Annotated in this window: 21 protein-coding genes; 12 read left to right on the top strand and 9 right to left on the bottom strand. The window is 35.4% G+C overall.

Features of this window, described 5'->3' with window-relative positions:
- The first annotated feature begins 304 nt into the window (after positions 1-304).
- Positions 305-925: an alpha/beta hydrolase gene (locus Q9Q97_RS22520; protein WP_306161278.1), complete on the top strand. Its 621-nt coding sequence runs from the start codon at positions 305-307 to the stop codon at positions 923-925.
- The gene (locus tag Q9Q97_RS22515) at positions 925-1,278 is read left to right on the top strand and encodes a hypothetical protein (protein WP_306161276.1); all 354 of its coding nucleotides are present in this window, start codon (positions 925-927) and stop codon (positions 1,276-1,278) included. The genes Q9Q97_RS22520 and Q9Q97_RS22515 overlap by 1 nt, the downstream gene beginning before the upstream one ends.
- A 315-nt stretch (positions 1,279-1,593) precedes the next feature.
- Here the strand turns inward: Q9Q97_RS22515 and Q9Q97_RS22510 are convergent, their stop codons facing one another.
- Entirely contained in the window at positions 1,594-3,171 is a 1,578-nt protein-coding gene (locus tag Q9Q97_RS22510; protein WP_306161274.1) for a sigma-54-dependent Fis family transcriptional regulator, read from the bottom strand.
- Positions 3,172-3,674: 503 nt separating this feature from the next.
- Between Q9Q97_RS22510 and Q9Q97_RS22505 the strand changes: the two genes are divergently transcribed.
- The 4 genes from Q9Q97_RS22505 (at position 3,675) to Q9Q97_RS22490 (ending at position 9,610) form a co-directional block, all read left to right on the top strand.
- The gene (locus tag Q9Q97_RS22505; RefSeq protein WP_306161272.1) at positions 3,675-4,613 is read left to right on the top strand and encodes a ring-cleaving dioxygenase; all 939 of its coding nucleotides are present in this window, start codon (positions 3,675-3,677) and stop codon (positions 4,611-4,613) included.
- 217 nt (positions 4,614-4,830) lie between these two features.
- Entirely contained in the window at positions 4,831-6,336 is a 1,506-nt protein-coding gene (locus Q9Q97_RS22500) for a hypothetical protein (protein WP_306161270.1), read from the top strand.
- A gap of 226 nt (positions 6,337-6,562) precedes the next feature.
- Positions 6,563-7,021 carry an SRPBCC domain-containing protein gene (locus Q9Q97_RS22495; protein ID WP_306161268.1) on the top strand — a complete coding sequence of 153 codons (459 nt, stop codon included), beginning with the start codon at positions 6,563-6,565 and terminating at the stop codon, positions 7,019-7,021.
- 180 nt (positions 7,022-7,201) lie between these two features.
- Positions 7,202-9,610 (top strand): sensor histidine kinase, encoded by a 2,409-nt coding sequence (locus tag Q9Q97_RS22490; protein WP_306161266.1) that lies wholly within the window; start codon positions 7,202-7,204, stop codon positions 9,608-9,610.
- Between the two features lie 259 nt (positions 9,611-9,869).
- Here Q9Q97_RS22490 and Q9Q97_RS22485 read toward each other — a convergent pair whose 3' ends face one another.
- From Q9Q97_RS22485 to Q9Q97_RS22450, 8 genes are all read right to left on the bottom strand, one after another.
- Positions 9,870-10,652 (bottom strand): hypothetical protein, encoded by a 783-nt coding sequence (locus Q9Q97_RS22485; RefSeq protein WP_306161263.1) that lies wholly within the window; start codon positions 10,650-10,652, stop codon positions 9,870-9,872.
- 83 nt (positions 10,653-10,735) lie between these two features.
- Positions 10,736-12,145 (bottom strand): efflux transporter outer membrane subunit, encoded by a 1,410-nt coding sequence (locus tag Q9Q97_RS22480; RefSeq protein ID WP_306161261.1) that lies wholly within the window; start codon positions 12,143-12,145, stop codon positions 10,736-10,738.
- Between the two features lie 2 nt (positions 12,146-12,147).
- Entirely contained in the window at positions 12,148-15,303 is a 3,156-nt protein-coding gene (locus tag Q9Q97_RS22475; protein ID WP_306161259.1) for an efflux RND transporter permease subunit, read from the bottom strand.
- A 27-nt stretch (positions 15,304-15,330) separates the two neighbouring features.
- Positions 15,331-16,464, bottom strand: coding sequence for an efflux RND transporter periplasmic adaptor subunit (locus Q9Q97_RS22470; protein ID WP_306161257.1), 1,134 nt, complete (start codon positions 16,462-16,464; stop codon positions 15,331-15,333).
- A gap of 906 nt (positions 16,465-17,370) precedes the next feature.
- A complete protein-coding gene (locus Q9Q97_RS22465; protein WP_306161255.1) occupies positions 17,371-18,126 on the bottom strand; it encodes a LytTR family DNA-binding domain-containing protein in 756 nt (251 codons plus the stop codon).
- A 5-nt stretch (positions 18,127-18,131) separates the two neighbouring features.
- Positions 18,132-19,226, bottom strand: a complete 1,095-nt coding sequence (locus tag Q9Q97_RS22460; RefSeq protein WP_306161253.1) for a sensor histidine kinase — start codon at positions 19,224-19,226, stop codon at positions 18,132-18,134.
- A gap of 23 nt (positions 19,227-19,249) precedes the next feature.
- Positions 19,250-20,296: a beta-ketoacyl-ACP synthase III gene (locus Q9Q97_RS22455; protein ID WP_306161252.1), complete on the bottom strand. Its 1,047-nt coding sequence runs from the start codon at positions 20,294-20,296 to the stop codon at positions 19,250-19,252.
- A 571-nt stretch (positions 20,297-20,867) separates the two neighbouring features.
- A complete protein-coding gene (locus tag Q9Q97_RS22450) occupies positions 20,868-21,701 on the bottom strand; it encodes a universal stress protein (protein ID WP_306161249.1) in 834 nt (277 codons plus the stop codon).
- Between the two features lie 215 nt (positions 21,702-21,916).
- Between Q9Q97_RS22450 and Q9Q97_RS22445 the strand changes: the two genes are divergently transcribed.
- From Q9Q97_RS22445 to Q9Q97_RS22420, 6 genes are all read left to right on the top strand, one after another.
- Positions 21,917-22,501 (top strand): Crp/Fnr family transcriptional regulator, encoded by a 585-nt coding sequence (locus Q9Q97_RS22445; RefSeq protein WP_306161247.1) that lies wholly within the window; start codon positions 21,917-21,919, stop codon positions 22,499-22,501.
- An 85-nt stretch (positions 22,502-22,586) separates the two neighbouring features.
- A complete protein-coding gene (locus tag Q9Q97_RS22440; RefSeq protein WP_306161245.1) occupies positions 22,587-23,120 on the top strand; it encodes a YceI family protein in 534 nt (177 codons plus the stop codon).
- Positions 23,121-23,161: 41 nt separating this feature from the next.
- On the top strand, positions 23,162-23,380 hold the full coding sequence (locus Q9Q97_RS22435; protein WP_306161243.1) for a 4-oxalocrotonate tautomerase family protein: 219 nt from the start codon (positions 23,162-23,164) through the stop codon (positions 23,378-23,380).
- A gap of 20 nt (positions 23,381-23,400) precedes the next feature.
- The gene (locus Q9Q97_RS22430; protein WP_306161241.1) at positions 23,401-24,138 is read left to right on the top strand and encodes an SDR family NAD(P)-dependent oxidoreductase; all 738 of its coding nucleotides are present in this window, start codon (positions 23,401-23,403) and stop codon (positions 24,136-24,138) included.
- 114 nt (positions 24,139-24,252) lie between these two features.
- Positions 24,253-24,627 (top strand): nuclear transport factor 2 family protein, encoded by a 375-nt coding sequence (locus tag Q9Q97_RS22425; RefSeq protein WP_306161239.1) that lies wholly within the window; start codon positions 24,253-24,255, stop codon positions 24,625-24,627.
- Positions 24,628-24,633: 6 nt separating this feature from the next.
- Positions 24,634-25,689: a nitronate monooxygenase family protein gene (locus Q9Q97_RS22420; RefSeq protein WP_306161237.1), complete on the top strand. Its 1,056-nt coding sequence runs from the start codon at positions 24,634-24,636 to the stop codon at positions 25,687-25,689.
- Positions 25,690-26,123 lie beyond the last annotated feature (434 nt).

Below are 26,123 nucleotides of genomic sequence, written 5' to 3'. Positions count from 1 at the left end.
TTAGCAGATAATTTAGATTTGCTTTATCGAAAAAAGATCTAGCAGATTTCTTAAAATAAAATCTATTTTAATCTGCTAGAATCTTTTAAAATCTGCGTGAAACAAATCTATACGCAAAGTTTTTTTCACGCAGATTTAGCAGATAATGCAGATTTTGATTGTCTAAAAGATTTGCGCAGATTTCTTAAAATAAAATCTATTTTAATCTGCTAAAATCCATCAAAAATCTGCGTGAAACAAATCTATACGCAAAGATTAAAATCTGCGTAAAACCAAATTCACTAAAAACTCAAAAAAATATACTATGAATACAGAAATTTTAACAGACGGTATTCCTTTAAACGAAGCAAAAAAAGCATTGGTTATGATACACGGACGCGGTGCCAGCGCTCATGATATACTTTCGCTTGCGAAACATCTTAAAGTTGATGATTTTGCATTGGTTGCGCCACAAGCAGAAAACAGCACTTGGTATCCGTATTCGTTTTTAGCTCCGCTGGACGAAAATGAACCTTCGTTTTCTAAATCTTTAGAAGCGATTCATCAAGTTGTGGTCGCTATTCAGCAAAACGGAATTGAAAAAGAAAATATATATTTCTTAGGGTTTTCTCAAGGGGCTTGTCTTGCTTTGGAATTCACTACGAGAAATGCAGCAAAATACGGCGGAATCGTAGCTTTCACAGGCGGATTAATTGGCGATAAAGTATATGAAAATCATTATACCGGAAATTTCGAAAACACGCCTGTTTTTATAGGAACAAGTGATCCAGATTTTCACGTTCCTGTAGAAAGAGTCAATGATACTGAAACACTTATGGAAAAAATGGGTGCCGATGTTACTAAAAAAATCTACCCGAACATGGGACATACCATCAGTCAAGATGAAATTAATTGTGCTAATGCATTAATTTTCAATAAAAAATAATGATTACGATAACTCGTGTTTACAGCGATGCCAACGGAGAAAGTCATTTTGAAGACTTTGAAGTTCCGTTGAAAAACAATGGCGACATCGGTTTTTTATCTGACGATGAACCGGTGAAATCTATTGTTTTTAGAGAAGTAAGTCCGTCTTATGATTACGATTTTCACAATGCGCCAGACCGCCAATACATTGTTTTGCTAGAAGGCGGTGTAGAAATCGAAACTTCGTTAGGAGAAAAAAGAACCTTTCCGACTGGTTCTATTTTATTAGTCGAAGACACCACAGGAAAAGGACATAAAACTAAAAATCTTGAGCCAAAGCTGCGGAAATCAATTTTTATAAAGTTGATTTAAAGACGTTGTTTCAAGTTTCAAGTTTCTGCTCGAACTTCAAAGTTTAAAACTTTGACAAAGTTGGTAACGTTTTTAAACACATAGAAACATAGATTTTCTTTGCTTTTGAAAAAGAATAAAGAAAGAAACTAGTTTCTAACACATAGCAGTTTGCGTATTTCTTTGCGAGAACTTTGTCAAAGTTTTGAACTTTGACAAAGTTTAAAACATGAAGCTCTATGTGCATTTATGCAAGTGAAACGCCTTTTATACGTTTCAATCCCGATAGCTATCGGGAATGTTTCTATGTGTTAAAAATCTTCTGCTCGCAAAAAATCAATCCAAAAAGTGTTCTTTTTTAATTCCCAGCTTTCGCATTCTAGAAGTCAATGTTGTAGAGGGCAAACCAAGCAAAACAGCCGCGCCCTGCGGACCAGAAATTCGTCCGTTGCATTTTTTTAGGACTTTTAGAATGTGTTCTTTTTCGACTTCTTGAAGTGTTTTGGTATAAAATTCATTTACTAAATTATCTGGACTTGCAATTGCAATTTCAGGAAAAATCATTTCTTTGATTTTGTCTTCTTTGGCAAACAAAATGCTTCTTTCTACCATATTTTCCAGTTCGCGCACATTGCCCGGCCAAGCATTAGCCATCATGCTGTTGAGTACTTTTTTGGAGAAACGTTTTACATTTCTGCCCATCTTTGAAGCATGTTTTTCTAAGAAAAAATAGCCCAAAACAGGAATATCGTCTTTGCGCTCGCGTAAAGCAGGAAGTTTTATAGGATAAACATTCAATCTAAAATACAAATCGTTTCTAAAACGGTCGGCGTAAACTTCTTTCTCTAAAATTTTATTGGTTGCGGCGATCACTCTAGCGTTTACTTTTATGCTTTTATTTCCGCCAACTCTTTCAATTTCTTTTTCCTGCAAAACCCGAAGCAGTTTTCCCTGCAATTCTAAAGGCAGCTCCCCTATTTCATCCAAAAAAATCGTGCTATTTTCTGCTTGTTCAAACTTTCCGATTCGCTGTTCTGTGGCGCCTGTGAAAGCACCTTTTTCATGTCCGAATAATTCGCTTTCAATAAGGTTTTCAGGAATAGAAGCACAATTTACTTTAACCATTTTTTGATTCGAAACCTCAGACAAACTGTGAATGGCGTTGGCCACAAGTTCTTTTCCAGTTCCCGTTTCACCCAAAATTAAAACGGTAGAATTGGAAGAGGCCACTTGCGAAATCAATTCGTAAACTTCTTTCATGGCATTGCTGCTTCCAACGATTCCATGAAAATCTTCGTTTTTTGATGTAAAATTTTCTTTTCTCTTTTCCGAAATATTGTTTTTCAAGATTTCCAGTTCGGCTAGAGCAGTTTCATTTTGCTGTGTCAATACAATATTTCTAAGTGTTATAGAAAGCTGCATAATAATTCCTTTCAAAACTCGACTGGATTCTCTGCTAAAAGTTTTGGCATTTTTAAAGAAAAGAAAAAGCACATTTCGATTTCCTTTTATATAAGGAAGCCCAATTCCGATCGCGTTTTTAAATCCTTTTTTACAAATGTTCTGAATGTAATCTGGACTTTTAGGATTTGATTTTAAATCAAAAGAAACAATATCGGCAGAATCTGTACAGCGGTCGAAAAAAGCATCATTTTCGGAATAGCTTTTTGAATCTGTATTTTTATCTGTTGAATAGAAAATTCGATATTCGGCTTTGCTGTCATAAGAAGAAGCTACAACAAAATCATCAAACTGAAGGTTTTCTTTTACCAATCCATTTAAAATAGCACCAAATTCATTTTTATTTAAAGCCTGAGAAAGCGCTGTACAAATATCCATAATCAGCATTTGTTCTCTTTCTCTTTCCTGCAATCGGTTTATTGTGATTGCAGTTTTATCTGTAGGCTTTTCCATAAACGGTATTTAATGTGGTATTTTGGCGGTGAGAGCGTAAATTTAAGAAATAGCCTTTAGTAAATAGCTAATCGATTGCGCTAAATTGAACGAGATGTAATTATAACACATAGAAACATAGATTTTTTTGTCTATCAGAGGAGGCAAAATAGAAATTCATTTCTCACACATAGTTTGCTATGTGCATTTAAATAAGTGAAACGCCTTTTTACATTTACAATAACTATGTTTCTATGTGTTAAAATCATCTCTGCAACTAACATTTTCTAAATATGCCTTTTCAATTTCATAAAATTACGATATATCGTATCTATTAAAACTTGTTATTGATTTAAACGTCTTGTATTTCAAAGCCTTTTAAAAATCGGAATGTTATTTGGTTAGCATATGCCATTTCAAAAAAGAATGCCTTTTCATTTCTTAATCTAGGTTAATCGATCAACATGCATAACCGCCGTAAATTTGTAAAAGAAAATCAATAACAATTTAATATAACAAATACCATGGAAAATAAAATTTTAGGCTTACACCATATTACTGCAATCGCAGGTGACGCTAAACGCAATTTTGACTTTTATTCAAAAGTTTTAGGATTAAGATTTATCAAAAAAACAGTAAACTTTGACGATCCAGGAACTTACCATTTTTACTTTGGTGACGAAGTAGGAAGCGCAGGAACAATCTTAACTTTTTTCCCTTGGGGAGCAGGAATCCAACAAGGAAGAAAAGGTTCTGGAATGGCAACAGAAATTGGATATTCTGTTCCAAAAGGAAGCTTAGATTTCTGGCAAAAACGTTTTGAACAGTATAATGTAATTTACAATAAACCAGCTGAAAAGTTTGGTGAAAAATATTTGACTTTCTTAGACCCAGACGGATTGAAATTGGAGTTAATCGAATCTAAAACAGACGATAACAGAAAAGCTTGGGAAACTGACGAGGTAAAAGCAGATGTGGCTACAAAAGGTTTCCACAACATTACTTTGACTTTAAACGACATCAAACCAACGGCTGCAATCTTAACTGAAATATTTGGTTATAAATTGATCGATCAGGATGTAAACCGTTACCGTTATGCAACAGATGCTGTAGAAAATGCTGCAATTGTTGACTTGGTAGAATTACCTGAAGAAAAGCGCGGTTTAAACGCTAACGGAACTGTTCACCACGTGGCTTTCCGTGTACCGAATGATGAAGTTTTAATGAAATTCAGAGAAAAAATTGAAGAATACGGATTACAGATTACTCCACAAATTGACAGACAATATTTCCACTCTCTATATTTCAGAGAACCAGGAGGAGTTTTATTCGAAATTGCAACCGATAATCCTGGATTTACTGTAGACGAAAGCTTAGAAGAATTAGGTCTAAACTTAAAACTTCCAGCACAATACGAATCTCAAAGAGAAGCTATTGAAAAACATTTGGTTAAAATTAATTAATTGCTTACTAAACTGGGGTTATCCCGAACAACACAACTATTTTTTGAAAAAGCTGTCCTGAATGGGGCGGCTTTTTTTGTTTGGAGAATTAAAAAGGTTTTGATTTTTTATAGGAAAATATTTTACATTTGGGTATAATAAATTTGATATCGTCAGCTATGCATGTATACAAGTTACCATCTCTTAACAAATCGATTGAGAAAAAACATTTCTAAAAATGAAAAACTTTAGAATATACGATTTATATACTCCATTTAGAAATAAATTGAGGCGAGTGAATACTTTCGATTCCCTGTATGTATTCTGGGCATTTTCTAGAAATTTTTCATTCGGAAATCCATTACCTGAAAATATTGATATTCCAGCTGGATATCAATTTAATGCCGATATAAATAGTCGTAGACATTTTGGAATGCCCGAGCAAGAAATTGAGTTTTTGATAAAAGAAGTAATTATACATGGGTCTAATTTAAATACAAAAACATCCTTAAGGCAAAAAAGTGAACTTGCTAAAGTCGTGAACTACCTAAGATTCAAATTAAAAGAAGAAATTTCTAAAATGACAGTCTCAGAAAAAACTGAAGATTTTCTATTCGAATTTAATAGAATGGCCCATAACCAATTTCTTTGGCAACTTGGACATAATAACAATATCATTTTTCGATATTTTAAAATATACTCAGATATAAAAGTCAAAAAGTTAGTTGAAGAAAAATTTGATTTGACCGTATTCCAAATTTTCCTAATAGGATTTGCATTATTTGTTGTTACAGGAAAGAATTTCAGAACAAAATATCCATATTTATCGCATGTCGATGTGATCTCTACTGAGATGATCCAAAAGTTTTTTAATCACTTCTCAATGTCTTACGAAGAAGCACAAAAACAACTACTTGAAAATCAAAAAATAAATGAAAATTTATTATACACATACAACCCTTTGCGTGCAAAACCAATTTTAATATTTGAAGAAACATTTTTGTGTCCTATACCTCTTTTGATTTTTTGGCAATTCACATCGGGTTTATACTATTCAATAGTAAATGAAAAGAATTTTCAAAATGCATTCGGCAACGCTTTTGAGAAATACATTGGTGAAGTTTTGTCAAAAGCAGTAACACGAACTGATATTTACATTTTACCAGAAGCACAATATGGAAAAGGAAAAAAAACAACAGATTGGATTCTAGCAGACAACAATACGATTGTTTTCTTTGAATGTAAGTCTAAAAGGATGACAATGGCTTCCAAAACGGAAGCTGATATTCAAGTTAGTCTTGTAAATGATATCAGACATATGGCCAAATTTGTTGTCCAAGTTTACAAAACATACATTGACTTCAAAAATGGTCTATATCCACACATATCCTACGAAGCTACTCAAAGATTCATCCCAATAGTTCTAACTTTAGAAAATTGGTTTATAAATATCAATCCTAGGATAATGCAAATGCTAAATAATTTCGTTTTAGAAATATTTGATCTTGAAAATATCGACAAGACATTATTAGACAAATTTCCTTACCAAATCATTTCAACTGATGATTTTGAAAATCACATACAATTGATAAACCATTTTGGATTGACTTATTACTTTGATAAACGAACTAAAAATGAACTCGTGGAATTAACTCAAAATTTTAAATTTGATATAGTGTTTGGCGATGAATTCGAAAGCACATTTTTGGAGCCTTTAAAATTAGCAACAGACAAAACCCAATAGCGAGGATTTGCAATCCGTTCCCGTAAAGATTGTCTATTTCCTGTAAATACAAAAACTAAATATTTAGTAATGAGTTTGTATTTGATAATTTGTATTGTGTCTTACTGTTGCGGGCACGGATTGCAAATCCGCGCTATCAACACCCTATCAACATCATTATCAAAATGTTTCGGCATTATAATCAAAATAATACATACCTTTAAGATTATAAAAAAACAAAGAAGCCATGCAAAAATTACAATTTAAAAAAGAAATAAATGCATCTGCTCAAAAGGTATACGAAACGATGCTCGGCTTAAAGGACAAAGCCACTTATGAATATTGGGTCAAAACTTTTAATCCTACTTCTACTTTTGAAGGCAGTTGGGAAAAAGGAAGTAAAATCCGTTTTGTTGGAACAGATGAAAACGGTAAAAAAGCCGGAATGGTTTCGGAAATTGAGGAAAATAAACCTGCTGATTTTGTTTCCATTCGCCATTACGGTTTTTTGGATGGAGATACCGAGGTAACCACAGGCGAACAAGTTGAAAAATGGGCCGGCGGACATGAAAATTATACTTTTGAGGAAAATAACGGTATCACAACCGTAACTGTCGAAATGGATACTATTGAGGAATATTTGGATTATTTCAACAGTACGTATCCAAAAGCTATGGACAAATTAAAAGAAATTTCAGAGCAATAAAAAACTGAAATTCACTTATCGCGAATACATCACATTTTAAAAAAGCTGTCTAGATTTTAGATAGCTTTTTTTGATATTGTTTCAACACATAAATTCTTTTTTCAAGCAAAAAATATGGCTAAAAATGTTTTCTAAACACTTTTAAAACGCTTAGTTTTACGTTTCCAAACACTCCTAAACATGAAAAAAGTAATTTTCTTACTTTTACTAACTTTCTTTACCACACCCTCTTTTTGCCAAAACAAAACCGATAAACTTAAGCTTCAGAAAGATAGATTGATGCTTCATAATGTTGCGATTTATCTCCGTAACGTTAATCAAGGTTCTATAGATATTGACAGCGCTATGATTTTGGCTTGCAAATCGCATAATTTGCCCTACACGCTTGCCAATGATGAAGGTTTTAATGACGGATCTGATTTTCCTGGAAATAATTTAATCACCAACAATTATGTTCGCGGTGCAGAAATGCTTCTGCCAAGACTTAGTAGCATTAACCAGATCAAGCTGGCATTGCAGATTGGGAGTTTTTATCTTTTTAAAACTGGCGCTAAAAAAAATGATTTGAAAAATGCGCTTTTGTATATTCATAAGGCGCAAAAACTGGCTGAAAAAACCCATATTCAAAAATGGATTTTCCAATCTCAATTTCTTCTTGCCAAATACTATTATCAAGCAGGAAACACACAACTAAGCAACAAGATTTTTACGCATCTGGTCAACGTAGCAAGAAAAACGAAAAATGATAAATCATTAGCCGAAGCTATTGATAATCAAGGCACTTACATACCAGATGATAATCCTGAAAAAGCAGTTGTTTTAGCCGAAGCTCGAGAGATTTATAAAAATATTGGAAATAAAGAAAAGGAAATTGAAACCTTAATGAAAATAATTCCAGTGCATTTTTGGACTGGAAAAATGGAATTGGCCAAACAAGAACTTTTTACAAGTCTTAATCTTCAGAAAAAAATAGGTTTTCTACATACGCAATATACGGAGACTACTATTTCGTATATCGAATTGTTGAATAACAATTTACGAAATTCCTTGTATTATGCTTTGAAAAGCGTTAGCTCAATGGAAAAAACAAAAGACTACGCTTTTGCAGACAGTTTTTATATACGTTTGGGCAACATTTACACTAGCACGGGCTACTATGAAGATGCTCTTAAATTTTATCAGAAAGGAATTGAGTACAATCAGCGCGAATTGAACGCGGGAACATGGTACAAAAGCTTTTTTGGAGCTTTACGATCGTTTATGGACAATTCGAAATATGGCGAAGCTTTAAAATATCTAGAAACAAATTCCAAAAAATATCCGCCGAAAAATGACCTTGACAACATGATTTTATACCAGCTTAAAGGGCGTTGTTATGAAGAATTAGGAAGACTGAAAGAAGCTGAAGCTAGTTATGAAAAACTCGATTTTTATGCCAAGAAATTGAAAAACAAAGAAGCTGTCAAAGATGTAGCAACTTGTTCTTCGATCATGGCTTTATTTTACCTTAAAATCAATAAGCCACAGAAAGCAAAAGAGATTACAGATCGAATTCTCTCTATTACGACACCAAAAACAGAAGGATTTAATCCGCAGCTATTGGAGCTTTCTTTATTTAAAATCGATTCGATCAACGGAAATTATCTTTCCGCGATCGATCACATGAAAAATTACAACCGAATTCAAGATTCGATTGATGATATTGCCAAGCATCGGGATTATGAAAATTTAAAATTTAAGTTTGAAACGTCGGCCAAAATACAAAACATTAAATCTTTAAAACAGCAGACGAATCTTCAGAAAAGTCAGTTGCAATCGTCTAGACTTCTTAATACGATTTCTGTCAGCAGTTTATTTTTACTGCTGATTATCATTATTTTATTATACAATAGAGCTAAAATAAAACAGCGCAATACGAGCCGTTTGCAAGTAAAAGAAAAGGAAATCAAGCTGAAGAATATTAAATTGGAACGCTTGGTAGAAGAAAAAGAATGGCTTTTGAAAGAAATTCATCATCGCGTAAAAAACAATCTTCAAACTGTAATTAGTCTGCTTAATTCACAGTCGTCTTATTTAAAAGATGATTTGGCTATTTCGACTATAAAAAACAGCCAGAATAGAATTTATGCGATGTCATTGATTCATCAGAGGTTGTATCGTGAAGACAATGTTTCGATGATCGATATGCCGGAATACTGCAATGAATTGGTTGAATATTTAAAAGAGTCTTTTAATGCAGAATATATTCATTTCGAAGTTAAAATTGACCCGATAGAATTAGATATTTCTCAGGCAATTGCTATAGGATTAATTATTAATGAGGTTATAACCAATTCGATAAAATACGCTTTTAAAGATACCAAAAACTGCAGAATTAGTCTAACGTTAACGGAGATTTCAGAAGACTTTTACAGGCTTCATATTTCTGATAATGGAATTGGAATACAGGATATTGAATCATTGCAAAATAGCGAGTCGTTCGGAATGACGCTTATAAATGGTTTAAGCAATACGCTGGAAGGAGATTTGTCTATTACAAACGAAAATGGCGTAAGTTTTCAGTTGACCTTTAAAAAAGACTTTCGATAGGAATCCGAAGGATTCAAATGTTTATAGAATTTCATTCTAGAGCGTGGGTATGACCCCTTCGGGGTCACATATATGCGGCAAGAATTATGTGCTATAAATATTTGAATCCTCCGGATTCTTTATAGCAAACTTCAAATTATACGCTATAGACATTGAATCCTTCGGATTCTTTATAATGAACCCCAAATTATAATTTATAATTTGTGCTCCTTTTGTGGATTCTCCTACTACGGCTTCTATTAATAATTTCATTCACGAATTAATCTTCTGCTGCCATTAATTCTATTTTCGCCATGATTAAGGCGAGATTATTTTCTAATGTAATCTTGCCGTCGCGCCATTCTTTTTTATTGGAACCTCTTGAAATTCTAAAAATAAAATCGCCTGTAAAAATATAGCCTGTAGTTTCTCTTAAACCGTTTTTAGTTAGCCGTTTCTGCGCTTCTCTCAAATCAACTTTAATTTCGATTCCGTTTTTACAAACAACTGTTTCCAAACCGTCAATATCTTTTTTGAATTCATGTCCGCGATATTCAATTAGCTGAATAAAAACATTCATAAACCGCAAAGCACGATCTACGTTTTCTTTAGAAACATTTAAATCCAAAATCTGAAATTTGTCTTCTTCCATATTTGCATTAGAAATTTTGCTTTCCCAATATTTCTGTGTTGCCGCAATAATTGCACACGGATTTTCAAGCTTTTCGCTAACAACTAAAGGCGCGTTAGTATCGTTTTTTATTTTTTGTGCCAAATCTAATAAAGGTGTAGATTGAGCTGGAACTCGAAGCTGCATTTCGTAAGTCTTTTTCAAAATGGCAGTTTCAGGATTCCCTTTAAAATCTGAAGGAAGTCTAGGAATACTTTTTCTTTTATAAGCTGGAGCAATCCAATGTCGGCTTTTAGGAAGCGGAATATTCATTTTTTCGCAAGCATTTTTGATTCCCATACTGGAAACTTCGTAATGTTTGGCAATCTGCGGAATTGGAAATTTCCAAACCAAGGTATAAAGTTCTGATCGGGTAAAAATAATTTTGTCCATAAATCAGTAAATTCAATTCAAAAGAAAATTCACCATCTCCATAATTGCTTACAGAAACGGTGAATTGTAAAAAAAATAAAGAACTACTCTACTCCGCCTCCTAAAGCACGGTACAGGTTAATTGCTGCATTCAGTTTTTCGAGTTTTATGGTTACCAGATCCAATTCGTTTTGCAGCGAACTGTTCTGAGCCGCAATTACTTCCAGATAATTGGCCATTCCGCTTTTGTAAAGCAAACCAGCGTCTGAAGTGGCTTTGTCTAACGATGCTGCTTTATCTTTTGCTAAAATGATACGTTCGTCAGCATATTTTAATCGAGACATGGCATCGTTTACTTCTCCAACTGCTACTATAAAAGACTGTTTAAATTGTACAGCCGCTTTTTCCTGTTCTAAAACAGCAACTTCATAAGCAGTTCGCAACGCTTTTTTTCTAAAAATCGGCTGCGCTAAATTGGCTGCAATAGTTTTAGTCAAAGAACCTGGAAAATCGAACCAATTATCAAATTCAAAAGAGTTAACCCCAATTGACGGACTCAAACTTAAAGTCGGATACATGGTTGCTTTTGCCAATCCCGTTTTAGCAGCAGCTGACATAACCGCATATTCGCTTGCTTTTACATCTGGTCTTCGGCTTAAAAGTGAAACTGGAATTCCAGATGGGAAAACAACAGCAACTTCTGCAGCATCAATATTTCCTGCTCTTTCAATCTTATCTGGATATTCTCCGCATAAAATCTGCAAAGCATTTTCTTGAACCGCAATATTCGCTTTCGCTAAAGGCACTAGCAATTCAGCCGTTTTTTTCTGCGCTTCGGTCTGGTTTACAGCCAAAGAACTAATTGACCCCGAATTGTATTGCAATTGCATCATACTCAAAGTATTCGTGCTCAATTCGATGTTTTTCTCAGCTATTTTCAGCTGTTCATCTAAACCTAAAAGATTGTAATAGGCTTGCGCCACTTGCACAATAATTCGGGTTTTTAAGGCTGAAAGATTCTCTTTTTGAGCAAAATAAGTTGCTTTAGCATCTCTTTTCTGCATGGTTGCTTTTCCCCAAATATCCACTTCCCAAGAAAGTCGAAGATTGGCACTGTAATCATCCATATAATCTTTACCAATAAACTGCTGGCTCAGAGATCCGTTTAGGGAATTTTTTGACGGATAAGAACGGCTCGCTCCAGCATCGAAATCTAGTGTGGGTAATAACGATAATTTGGCTTGTTTATAGCTGAGATCGAGCTGTTCCATGCTTTTCATGGCAATGATCACTTCATTGTTTTTGACTAAAGCTTTTTCTATCAAAGCAACCAGCAAAGGATCTTTGTAATAGTTTTTCCACGGAAGCAAAACCGTGTCTCCAGTAACCGCGACTTCTTCGCGGTATTTTTCTGGAGCATTTAAATCTTCACGAGAATATTTTTTCCCTACTACGCACGATGTCATAATCACGCCCGTAAGTAAAACCATTCCGATTTTATATATACTTTTCATTCTTATTCTTTTATCGTTTGAACTTGAGTTGCGATCTTTTTTCTGGATACTTTTTCTTGTAAATATTGGAATACAATGAAAAGCAACGGAATCACAAAAATTCCTAGAATAACGCCGCTAAACATTCCTACTGCGGCACTCACACTGATAGATCGGTTTCCAACGGCAGTTCCTCCAGAGGCAAACATTAACGGAATCATACCTACAATAAATGCAAGCGAAGTCATGATAATTGGTCGTAACCTTGATCTTGAACCTTCAATTGCCGCTTCGATTATCGTTAATCCAGCAAGACGTCTCTGCAAAGCAAATTCGACAATCAAAATGGCATTTTTAGCTAGAAGTCCGACCAGCATGATTAATCCGACCTGAACGTAAATATTGTTGTCTAAACCTACTGCCTTGATTCCTGCAAAAGCTCCCAAAATACCTGTCGGGATTGAAAGCAATACCGCAAGTGGCAGTAAATAACTTTCGTATTGTGCTGCCAATAAGAAGAATACAAACAATAAACACAATCCGAAAATGGCAACGGTTTGGCTTCCTCCTGCTTTTTCTTCTAAACTTAAACCAGTCCATTCGTAACTGTAATCAGACGGAAGTTTATCTAAAACTTGCTCCAGATTATCCATAATCTGACCGTTACTGTAACCCGGCTTCGCCATCGCTGTAATACTTACCGAATTATAAAGGTTGTAACGATTCACTGATTCTGGACCGTAAACTTTGTGGAATTTTACGATTGATTTTACTGGAACCATCTGCATATCGGCATTTCTCACGAAAATCTCGTTAAATGCATCTTCATCCATTCTAAAAATTCCATCCGCTTTTACGTTTACGCGGTAAAACTTACCAAATCTTGAAAAGTCAGCCGATTGGTCTCCTGCAAAATACGTCTGAATATTTCCTAAAAGTTCTTTGATGTTTACACCCATTTGGCGCGCTTTGTCTTCATCAACTTCCAATTCCAATTGTGGATAATCAGCTCTAAAAGTCGTATAAGCATATTGCACTCCAGGCTGCTGCATAATCTGACCAATTACTTTATCAGACATTGCTTTTAGCGTTTCTGGACTTCTCGCCATTCTGTCTTGCAATACAATTTCGGCACCACTCGTTACCCCAAAACCTTCAACTGGAGGCATTCTGAAAACCATAATCTGACCTTCTTTAATTTTAGCCAGTTTACCGTTTACGATGTTCATAATTTCTTCAATATCCTTTACAGCTCCCCTGTCTTTCTTCGGTTTCAGTTTTATAAAACCTAATCCGTAAGCTGGACTCGCACTGTTACTCAAGATGTTGAATCCTGTAATACTCGTATTCACATCGATCGCTTCTATTGGAGCCAATTCTTTTTCTAATTTCGAAATAACGGCAGTAGTTCGATCAAGAGCTGTTCCTGGTGGCATAGACAAACTGTACACCATGAAACCGTCATCTTCTAGAGGCACGAAACTTTTTGGTGTCGACATCATCATGTAAACTGCAATTGCTGTAATTCCTGCAACTAAGCCGGCAGCAATCCATTTTCTTCCAATTAAGAAACGAACGCCTTTAATATATCTTCCTGTTAAATTGTCGAAACTTGAATTAAAACCTACGAAGAAACGCTCTTTAAAACTGGTCTTATGTTCATGATCGCCATGTTTTTCTCCATGATTCTTTAGCAAAAGCGCACATAATGCAGGCGTAAGCGTCAAGGCATTTACAGCCGAAATGATAATCGCAATTGCCAATGTATAAGCAAATTGTTTATAGAAAATTCCAGAAGATCCTGTCATGAATCCGATTGGAATAAATACCGCAGACATGACCAAAGTAATCGAAATTACCGCTCCTGTGATTTCTGCCATCGCGCCGTGTGTAGCGTCTTTTGCTGAAATTTCTGAATCTTCTTCCATTTTACTGTGAACGGCTTCGACAACGACAATCGCATCATCGACGACAATTCCGATCGCTAATACCAAAGCAAAAAGCGTTAGAATATTAATCGTAAAACCGAAAACCAAAAGGAAGAAAAACGTTCCTACAATCGCTACTGGAACCGCAATAGCGGGAATAATCGTCGAGCGAATGTCTTGAAGGAAAATAAATACTACGATAAATACCAGAATAAAAGCTTCAAGCAAAGTCGATTTTACCTGTCCAGTCGCTTCGTCTAGTCTTTCTTTGGTACTCATTACGTTTACGTATTTTATACCTGGAGGAAAAGATTTAGACAATCGTTCTACTTCTTTATTGATTCCGATTTCGATGTCGTTGGCGTTAGAACCCGAAGTTTGTAAAATCGCCATTGTAACGGCATTTTTACTATTCGATTTGTTATCTCCACTGTACGAAATAGAACCAAATTCTACTCGTGCAACGTCTTTCAATCTTAAAACATTGCTACCTACGTTTTTAACGACAATATTTTCATATTGCTCTGGTTTGTTCTTTTTTCCTTTGTATCGAATTACATATTCTAAAGCGGCAGTAGATTCTTCTCCCAGTTTCCCTGGAGCCGATTCTAAACTCTGCTCCGCAATGGCCTGAGTTACATCTGAAGGTACTAGGCCTGCATTGGCCATTTTTCGCGGATCTAACCAAATACGCATCGAATAATCTTTCTGCCCGAAAATCTGAACCTGTCCAACACCAGGAACACGTTTCATTTGAGGCACTAAGTTGATATTCGCGTAATTCTGCAAGAACAACTCATCGTATTTGCTATTATCATCTGTGTATAAGTTGAAAATAACAATCATACTGTTTTGCTGTTTCGAAGTCGTTAATCCCATACGGATTACTTCTTGAGGCAGTTTTGGAGTCGCTTGCTGCACTCTATTCTGAACGTTTACCGCAGCCTGATCGGGATCTACTCCTTGTTTAAAAATGACGTTGATCGAAAATGTTCCGTCATTACTTGCAGTCGATTTGATGTACTGCATGTTCTCTACTCCGTTAATCTGCTCTTCTAAAGGCGTTACTACCGAACGAATTACGGTTTCACTGTTTCCTCCAGGATACGAACCGCTCACCATAACCGTTGGCGGCGAAATATCTGGGAATCGCGTTACAGATAATCGGGTAAGACCTATAATCCCCAGTATCACCAGTACAATAGAGATAACTGTGGCCAATACTGGCCTGTCTATTATTTTCTTTAACATGGAAATGTTATTTTATTAAATGAAAAATTATTTACTGCTTGCGCTTTTAGCAGCGGATTTTGGAATGACTTCCATTCCGTCAAATAGCACATCGATAGAATTTAGCGCTACTTTATCGCCTGGTTTTAATCCCGATTTTACAAAATAATCTACTCCTGCACTACCCGCGATTTCGATTGGAACCATAGCTACTTTGTTGCCGTCCTTTAAAATAAAAACAAAGAATTTATCCTGAATATCTTTAACGCTTGCCATCGGAACGGTAATTACAGACGATAAACTTTTGTTCAGCACAATTCTTGCAGAACCTCCCGCACGCAATTGCTTTTTCGGATTTGGGAAAATGGCTTTTAATGCAATTGTTCCTGTCGCGCGATCAATGTTTCCACTCGCCACTTCTAGTTTTCCTTTGTGTTCGTACTCGCTATCATCGGCCATAATTAAACTTACGGTCTGATTGTTTTTGGCATCTTTAGAAAAAGCTAGATAGTCTGCTTCTGTCAAAGAAAAATAAACAAATACGTTATTGATTTCAGATAAAACAGTTAGCGGAACTGTATCTGCTGGGGTCACTAAATTCCCAACACGATTTGGAATACGGCTAATATAGCCGCTTACAGGAGCTTTAATCAAAGAGAAATCGGCATTAATCTGAGATGATCCCAAAGCGGCCTTAGCCTGTGCTACTTGTGCAGTTGCTGCTTCGTAATTGGCTTGTGCGGTTTTTAACTGCATGTCTGAAAATACTTTTCCTTCCACCAAAGGTTTGATTTTCTCTACTTCTAATTTAGCATTTGCCTGATTCGCCAAAGCGCTTTTATAAGCTGCACGGCTGTTGTTTACTTGTTCGGCGTAAACGTCGCCTTTAATTTTAAAAAGAGATTGTCCTTTGGTAACATAATCTCCTTCTTTTACATAAATTGCTTCCAGATAACCTGAAACTTGCGCTTTTATATCAACATTTACGGTACCTTCTACTGTTCCTGGATATTTTTTTTCTACTTCTCCCGTTACAGAACTCGTCTGCAAGAAGTCTACTTCTGGCTTTGGAGGGGCCATTTGTCCTTCTCCACTTTTTCCGCATGAAGAAAGAGAAATTGTGATCAATAAAATTGCAATTCTGCCAATTGCTTTATTATTTCTAAAAAATTGTTTTGTCATTTTACTTTTCATTTTTAAATGAATTACCTCAAATTTGGGCGCAAAATAACAGCAGAAAAGGACTTTTTTAGGGAAGAAAGTTACCCAAACGACATTTTTTGGCACCGAAACGAAAGGAATTTGTTATGCCACGAAGGCGCTAAGGCACGAAGGTTTTCTTTTTGTTTTTGCCACGAAGGCGCTAAGTCGCGAAGTTTTTTCGCCACGAATTCACGAATTTTCGCTAATTAATACTTTGAGTTAAATTGATGACGAATAATTTCTCGAATTACATTAATTTTTAGATTGCTGATTAAATCTCGCAAAGTCGCGAAGTTTTTTTCGCCACGACTCGAACGATAGTGACAGGCGAAGCAATTCACGAATTTTCGCTAATTAATGCTTTGCGTTAAAATTGATGACGAATAATTTCTCGATTTTTTATCACTTAGAATAGTAAACACAACGTTTGTCTTCCTGAGCGGAGTCGAAGGACACGCTCGAAACTCTACAAAGATTGGCGAAATGCATTGTGGAGCTGCTTGCGTGTCCTTCGACTCCGCTCAGGATGACAAAAAATGAGATCATAATAAAATCCTTTTTAATCCTTTATCCCGATAGCTATCGGGAGTGGCAAATGATTTTCAAAAAAATTCGAGAAATACATCCACAGTATAAAAAATTAGTGCAATTAGTGAAATTCGTGGCAGAAAAAAATATACAAAGATTGGCTATAGATTGCGGAGCTACTTGTGGAGATTTCTCCTCCGTCGAAATGACAAAAATGAGAGTAAATACAGGAAAAAATTAGCGAAAATTTGTGAAATTTGTGGCAAAAAAACTTCGCGTGCAAAATAAAATTCGTGAATTCGTGGCAGAAAAAAAACTTAGCCCCTTAGCACCTCAGAACCTTAGCAGCTTCTCTAGCTAGCGATCCATCCACTGCTTGAAAAAAGGCGTCTTTTCTCTGCTGATGATTACCTCGCGTTCGGGATCGAGTTTTAGTTGGATTTTTAGTTTTGCGTTGAAGTAGTTCGCAATCGATTTGATGCTTTCTGCACGAATGAAAAACTGGCGATTGGCACGGAAAAAGATATTTGGATCGAGTTCTTGTTCCAGTTCTTCCATGGTTTGCGGAATCGAGATAATTACACCCGATTTCAGAAATAAATTACTGGTTTTAAATTCAGAATAGATGAAGTCTATATCTGAAACGTCTACACTTTTATAGCCGTCACGATACGTTACTAAAAAGCGCATTCTGAATACTGGTTTTTGAATAAGTTCCTTAAGAATGCCAGTAATATTGGTAACGCTGGTTTCGTTTTTATTTAGAGATTTGAATTTTGATAAGGCAAATTCCAATTCGGTTTTTTCGATGGGTTTCATCAAATAATCGATGCTGTTTACCTTAAAAGCGCGAATGGCATATTCGTCGTAAGCGGTAGTAAAAATTACGGGGCAAGTGATATTTATTTCATCAAAAATAGCAAAACTCAGTCCGTCGGCTAAACGGATATCCATTGTAATTAAATCAGGACACGGATTTGAGTTCAGCCAAGCGACTGTATCTACAACCGTATCAATAATCGCGACGATTTCACAATCGGATTCCAGCTCTTCAAGCAGTCTTTTTAATCGGCTGGCGTTAATACTTTCATCTTCTACAATTAAAATTTTCATAACTCTTAAATTAATGGCAGACGCACTTCATAATAGCCGTTTGATTCGTTAAAAATCGGCATTCTTTCAGATAAAATTTTATAACGGAATTCAATATTTTTATTTCCAATTCCGGTAGAAACCAGACTTTTTCCTGCTGTTCGCTGCAAGTTATTTCGAACGATAATATCTCCAGAATCTGAAAAAACAGAAATCGTAAGCGGATTGGCTAAAGTTGCCATATTGTGCTTTACTGCATTTTCTACCAATAACTGCAACGTTAATGGCGGTAAATGAAGCGCTAAAGAAGGAGAATCGATCTCAATTTTCAAATCGATTTTATCGCCCAATCTTTTTTTCAATAAATAAAAATACGCGTTCAAGAATTCTATTTCTTCTTTTACTGTAATTGTATCTTTATTAGAATTCGAAATCATATAACGATATACTCTCGTTATATTTTCCAGAAATGAAGCCGCTTCTTTTTGGTCTTCGTAAATCAATTCTGTGAGCGTACTGAAATTATTGAACACAAAATGCGGATCTAACTGCATTTTTAAAGATTCTAATTTTGATCGTGTCACCGCTTCCTGAAGTTCCGAAGCTTTTATTTTTAATTCTGCTGTTTCTTCTGCATTAATTCGCCATCTGTTTAATAAAAATATTCCAGTATGAATGGCGCTCATTAAAAGCGAAATAATTGCAGCCATAATTTTAGACTGCCAAATGGTAACCAAATCGTTTTCTTCTAGTGCTGTACAAGGATACAGATAATCCCAGATGCTAGAAAAAATAAGGTTTAAGAGACTGTTTCCGGCAATTAAACAGATAAACTGTGCTATCGCTCTAAATGCCGGATTTTGTTCCCAACTAATATAATAATTAAGTTTTCTGCCTATAAAAAGTGTAAGCTCTGTTAAAATGGCGCAATACACTAAAATGATAAAAATATCAAAGGTCTGATCGATATCGAGCAACCCTTTTTCATCAAAACTTCTATACGGGTTTAGCCAATAATACGAAGAGAGATAAACCAAAAAAACGGCCGGAATTACTATAACCCTGTAATATTTATAGAAAAAATTCTTGCCCGATTTTTTATTTTGGTTGAATAACCCCATTCACTTTTTTTATTTTTTGAAAATTAATGTGCTACCAAAACATTTTCTGCTTCAGCTTTTACCACATTTTTTTCAACTGTTTTTTTCTCACGCATCACGCCCCATTTCAAGCATGTTGCACCCCAAGAAAATCCTGCACCAAAAGTTGTAATCAATACATTCTGACCTTCTTTGAAATCAGCTGCAAAGTCCCATAAACATAACGGAACAGTTGCAGAAGTTGTATTTCCGTAACGGTCAATATTTACTTTAACTTTTTCAGAATCAATATTTAAACTTTCGCCTACAGCGTTAATAATTCTTAAGTTAGCCTGATGTGGCACAACCCAGTCAATTTCGCTTGCTTCTATATCATTTTTCACCAAAGCATCTTGCGAAACCTGGCTCATTGCTGCAACGGCTCTTTTAAATACAAACGCCCCGTCTTGTTTTAAATAATGTGTTCTGTGCAAAAGACTCTGCATAGACGTTGGGTTTCTAGAACCTCCCGCTGGCACAGCTAGAGAAGAAACACCGCTTCCGTCTGTTTTCAGAATCGTTTTCATTAAACCGTAATCCGATTCTGTTTTTTCTAACAAAACCGCTCCTGCTCCATCTCCGAAAAGAATACAAGTATTTCGGTCTTCATAATCTACGATAGAGCTCATTTTATCGGCTCCAACGATGATTAATTTTTTATAGCGTCCGCTTTCGATCATGTTTGCACCTATTTCCAGCGCATATAAAAATCCGCTGCAAGCTGCATTCATGTCAATTCCAAAAGCATTTGTAAGTCCGCTTTTATCGCAGACAATACTTGCTGTTGGTGCTAAAATGTGATCTGGAGTTGCTGTTGCTACAAGCAAAGCTTCGATTTCGCCACGATCTACATTATAATTTTCGATAAGATTTTCAATCGCAGCAGCGGCAAGATCAGATGTTGCCGTATCGTCATCTGCGATTCTTCGTTCTCTAATTCCAGTTCTCTTGATGATCCATTCCTCCGATGTATCAACCGTTTCTGAAATCTTTTTGTTGGTCAAGATTGATGATGGTACGAAACCACCTATAGCTGTAATTACTGCGCCCATTTGTTTTTGTTTTTTTAAGCTTTGTACCCTTAAAACCAATGCTTACTACTTTTTTCTTCTTTTTGACATTCCAAATAATCATTATCCCAAAAAGCCGATTAAATCTATTGGCAATAACTTTTCTGAGAAATATTGTTTTTAGAAAAACGGAACAAACTAAAAACACTATACAAAATCCAATTAAAATAAATTAAAAATCTACACCAAGTGTTTTCTCGGCATTGCTTGGTATACAATCTTTAATTTATCTTATTTTTAAAATCATACAATGCTGTTTCAGTTTGTAGATAATTCCCATTTATAGCTGTTGCCATACTGATAAAAAACCTATTTGCATTACGTTTTTAGAGTGCCACAAAATTAATTTAAAAAAATCTTAATCGAGCAGGTAATTAAGAATAATTAACAAAACTGCCTCAAATGTTAAAATATAATTTCGATATTGGCCAACAAGCTCCAAAAATTATAGAATCCCTAAAATCAAAAAAAATCTGTTAAAATTTATTTTGATAAAATTTCTTCAAAAAAACCTTGTAATTTTTATATCATTATTTTTAAATCAAATTAATCTTTAATAATTCGGAAACGACAATAACGGAATATCAAGTCCGGCTGCCAGAATCCTAGTTTTGCTTCTGTGGACTAAAGAATCCCAAAAACCATACTTTTGAGGCACCATAATCAGCAAATCAGCCTCGTAATTCTTAATTTCTTTCTTAATTTCGTTAATTACGGCATTCGATCTTACGGTTTTATATAGATATTTTACATCTTCAAATTCTTTTTCGATATTCGAATTCATTAAAATTCTGTGCTGTTCTTCCTTCAAATCATCCAATTTTTCGTCTACGCTAAAAAATTCAATTTCTGCACCAAAATCTCCTAATGCATTTTTAATCCAACTGAATTTCTTAATAGCCGAAAAACTTAAGCTATCGCAAGCATACAGCACCTTTTTAATATTTATAAAACGAGCATTTTCTGGAACTGCCAAAACTGGAATCTGAAGATTCTTTATGGCCGATGTAGTCGAATTTCCTAATAATTCCTGTTCGAAAGAACGTTCAGCCATTCCCATAACCACAACATCTGCGTTGGTTTCCTTAATAATTCTCGGAAGTTCGTCTTCTAAAAAAGAATAGGTACAGATTGCCGAAGTTTCAATTTGAAATGAATTGGATGTTTCTTTGGCTAAATCTTCCAGTCTGGAAATTGCTCTATCAATTTGTTTCTGCATTGCATCTGCAGTAATATGGGAGTTGGCGCTGTGTACACTCAACGAAAATGAATTAAATAAAACCAATTTTGCACCTGTAGCTTTTGCAAGTCCAGCAGCATAAGCAACAGCATTAGTGGCAATGGCAGAAAAGTTAGTCGCGGCGATTATAGTAAGGGGTGAATTCATAAAATAGTAATTAAGCTTTGTGCAAAATTCTTTAAATAAAGGCTTCAAGCTTTTTTTATATAACCGAATAATCATTTTTTACGACTCAACCGTAAAATTTCATTCCTGAAAAAACTAGCTTTCTTTTTTTGTTTCTTACTTTAAAAAACGATCCAAAATAATCTTTTCTGACCGTTTTAATATTTAGTACTTTTACTCTTAGTAAAACTTCACTAATGGATTCCAAAACATTATTAAAAGAACATGTTGCCAAAATTGTCTCTTTAACAGATGAACAATTCGACTATTTTTTTTCGCATTTTAAAACCGAAACTTTCCAAAAAGGGCAAACTGTTATTAGCGAAGGCCAAGATGTAGAGAAAGAATACTTTGTGGTTTCGGGCTGTTTAAAATCTTTTTATGTCAATGATGAAGTAAAAATGTACATTCTGCAATTTGCCATGCCAACTTGGTGGGCGTCTGATTATGCGGCACTTTACAATAAAACCAAAGCGACAATCAATGTCGATTGTGTTTCTGATGTTGAAATTCTTTCTCTTTCTAATGCGGACCGAGAAAAAATCTGTAGCGAAATTCACGAAGTAGAACATTTTTTTAGATGGAGAACCAATCGCGGTTATGTCGCTTCTCAGAAAAGATTGCTTTCTTTTATGAATAATGATACCAAAACGAGATACGAAGAACTTCTAGCGCTTTATCCTGCTTTATATAATATGGTTCCAAAACATTTAATAGCCGCTTATTTGGGTGTTTCCAGAGAAACTTTAAGCCGATTGTACAACGCTTCTAAACCGCATTGACGAATGTGATCTACATCACGTAATCAATTTTGAATACCGCCATTACTTTGTACTATAAATTAATAACAATTTAAAAACACAAATAATGGAAACTCAAAATTTTAAAATTTCGAACACTCAAAGTCAAGTAAACTGGATTGGTAAAAAAGTTACTGGACAACACAATGGAACCATCAATATCGAAGAAGGTAATTTTACTTTTTCTAATGGGGAACTTTCTGGCGGAAACGTCGTTATCGACACTACTTCTATCGTAATTCTTGACGTTACAGATCCTGCGACAAACCAACAATTTGCAGGACATTTAGCTTCTGATGATTTCTTTTCTACAGAAAAATTCAAAACAGCTTTTTTAGACATTACAGCGGTTTCTAAACAATCTTCTTCAGATTATTTTGTTGAAGGAAAACTAACGATTAAAGCGATTACTCATCCGATTGGTTTTAATTTGGAAGTAAAAAGAAACGACAATAATCTGAAAGCTTCTGGCAAAATCATTATTGACCGCACCAAATATGATATGAAATTCCGTTCTGGAAATTTCTTCACCAATTTGGGAGATACTTTAATCTACAATGAATTTGAATTGGACGTAGACATTACAGCAAGTCTAAAATAATTCATAACTCATAATTAATAATTCATAATTAATTAGAAATCATGCCATACGTAAAAATTGAAGTAACTCGTGAAGGCGTTACAAGAGAACAAAAACAGCAGTTAATTTCAGGCATCACACAACTTATTACAGATGTCTTAGACAAAGATCCCAGCCTTACACATATCGTAATTCAGGAAATCGAATTGGACGATTGGGGATTTGCAGGCGAACAGGTTTCGGTACTACGCGAAAAAGGAATTACTGCTCACAAGAAATAAATTTTTAAATCAGAAAAAAAATGAAAACAATTATAGTAACCGGTGCTTCTACAGGCATCGGTAAATCGATAGCACAATTATTTTTAGAAAAAGGATTTAATGTCGTAATCAACTCGGCAAACCTTCAGAATCTTGAAAATACATTTAACGAATTAGGTCATTCAAACCAATTAGCAATGGTTCATGGCGACGTAAGTTTAATAGAAACTGGAAAAAAACTGGTTCAAACTGCTTTAGACCGTTTTGGAAGCGTTGATGTTTTAATCAACAATGCCGGAATTTTTCAGCCACAATCTTTTTTAGATGTCGAAGAAAAAGACTTGGATCGTTTTTTAAACATTAATTTAAAGGGAACTTTTTTTACCAGTCAGGCAGCAGTAAAACAAATGCTTAAGCAAGGCGACGGATCGATCATTAATATAGGAACCGTTTTGGTCGATCACGCCATCGACGGATTTCCAGCTACTGCACCTATTTCAAGTAAAGGCGGTATTCATGCCTTTACAAGACAGCTCGCAGCTGAATTCGGAAAAAACAATATTCGCGTCAATGCTATTGCTCCTGGAATTATCAGAAGTCCGCTGCAGGCAAAAACGGGAGTTGACAATGCCGATAGTTTAGCGGGACTGCATTTGCTAAAACGTATTGGAGAAACCAGCGATGTCGCTCAATTGGCACTTTATCTGGCCGAAAGCAATTTTGTAACTGGCGAAATCATTAATTTAGATGGCGGTCACGTTGCTGGACACAGCATTTAATTCCTTTCAAACATATTGTCAGGCTGAGCGGAGTCGAAGCCATTTATGAAACGTAAATCTTCGACTCCGCTCAGCCTGACAATCAATTAAACATCAATTTTAAATCAAGAAATTATGGAAAGTTTTGGCACAAATGCAGCTTTGATTACGGCTGTTTTAATGAATTATTTTAACGGAATTTACAATGGTGACGTTACTACGCTACAAAGCGCTTTTCATCCGCAAGCAATTGTTTCGGGAGATATTAACGGTCAGCCGTATTTTAAAACGGTAGAACAATATTTAGAAGGCGTAAAAAATCGTAAAAGTCCAAAGGAATTGGGCGAAGATTTTAAGATGAAAATCCTATCTTTAGAAATTATCAATAATACCGCTGTCGCGAAAGTTCAGGTTCCGATCTTTGAATACAATTATTACGATCAGTTAAGTCTTGTCGTAGTTGATGGCAAGTGGATTATTGTGAATAAATTACTAACAAACGTAAAATAAAACACGATGTGGAATTCAACCAAAATAACGCAATTACTAGGTATTGAGTATCCAATATTACAAGGTCCGATGGGCGGTGGTTTTTCGACTGCCGCTCTTTTGGCCGCTGTAAGCAATGCAGGCGGATTGGGCAGTTACGGCGCATATACGCTAACTCCTGATGAAATTCGCGAAGCAGGAAAAGAAATTAAATTGGCAACTTCTAAACCTTATAATATCAATTTATGGGTGAATGATGTCGATAAAAGTCTTGTAAATTATCCTGCTGAGAAACTGGACAAAATAAAACAGCTTTTTAAACCTTATTTTGACGAATTAGGGATTCCGCTTCCTGATTTATCTTCGGATATTCCTTCGAAATTTGAAAAACAGGTTGAAGTTTTATTTGAATTGAAACCGGCTGTTTTCAGTTTTATTTTCGGAATTCCGTCAAAAGAAATTCTGCAAGAAAGTCGAAAACTAGGAATCAAAACAATTGGCGCTGCCACAACTCTCGAAGAAGCACTCGCTCTTGAAGATGCTCAAGTTGATGCGATTATCGCAGCCGGATTTGAAGCGGGCGGACACAGACCTTCGTTTTTAAAACCTGCTCAAGATTCTTTCACCGGATTATTTACATTGGTTCAGCAATTAAAAGCCAAAACCAAAACGCCCATTATAGCTGCAGGCGGAATTATTGACTCAAAAGGAATTGCCGCCGCCATGGCTCTCGGTGCCGACGCTGTACAATTGGGAACTGCTTTTATGGTTACCGACGAATCTGGCGCAACTCCCGTTCACAAAAAAATGCTTTTTGATCATCCGAATGTTCCAACAACGGTTTCTAAATCACTAACAGGAAGAATGGGCCGAATGATCTCCAATAAAATATCTGATGCTGTTCCTTTTGAAACGGAAGTATTGCCTTTTCCGCTTCAGACGAAATTAATAGCACCTTTAAAAGTCGCCGCTCTAGCTCAAGGCAGAACCGATATGATTAGTTTCTGGTCAGGACAAAATACAAGCACTTTACAACACCATAAAGCTGATGAACTAATGCAGGCTTTAATTGCTGGGCTGTAGCCTACGTTGCTTATTTTACCGCAAAGTTCGCTAAGGTTTTTTTATATACTTTGAACCTATTTTAAGCTCGCAAAGCTTTGTGGTTATTTTTTGACCAAAGTGCGCTGAGTTTTTAATCGCGCAAAGTCGCGAAGTCGCAAAGTTTTTTTAAGCTAATATATTTCGTGCTCCCGATAGCTATCGGGATAAAAAGATCTGAGCAGATCTAAAAGGATTTTTATAAATAATCTGTGCGCATCTGCTGAAATCTTTTTAAATCTGCGTGAAACAAACTTCGCGCCTTCGCGACTTTGCGAGCATTTCAGCCAGCTTTGCACAAAGCTTTGCGAACTTAAAATACACTCATAGTATATAAAAAAAAACCTTAGCGAACTTTGCGAAAATCCTCCGCGTACTCTGCGTTAAAAATTAACCACAAAGCTTTGCGAACTTAA

The sequence above is a fragment of the Flavobacterium sp. DG2-3 genome (assembly GCF_030730925.1).
GTDB lineage: Bacteria > Bacteroidota > Bacteroidia > Flavobacteriales > Flavobacteriaceae > Flavobacterium.
Note: the sequence above shows the minus strand (reverse complement) of the source record. Positions and strands in the feature narration are given on the sequence as shown.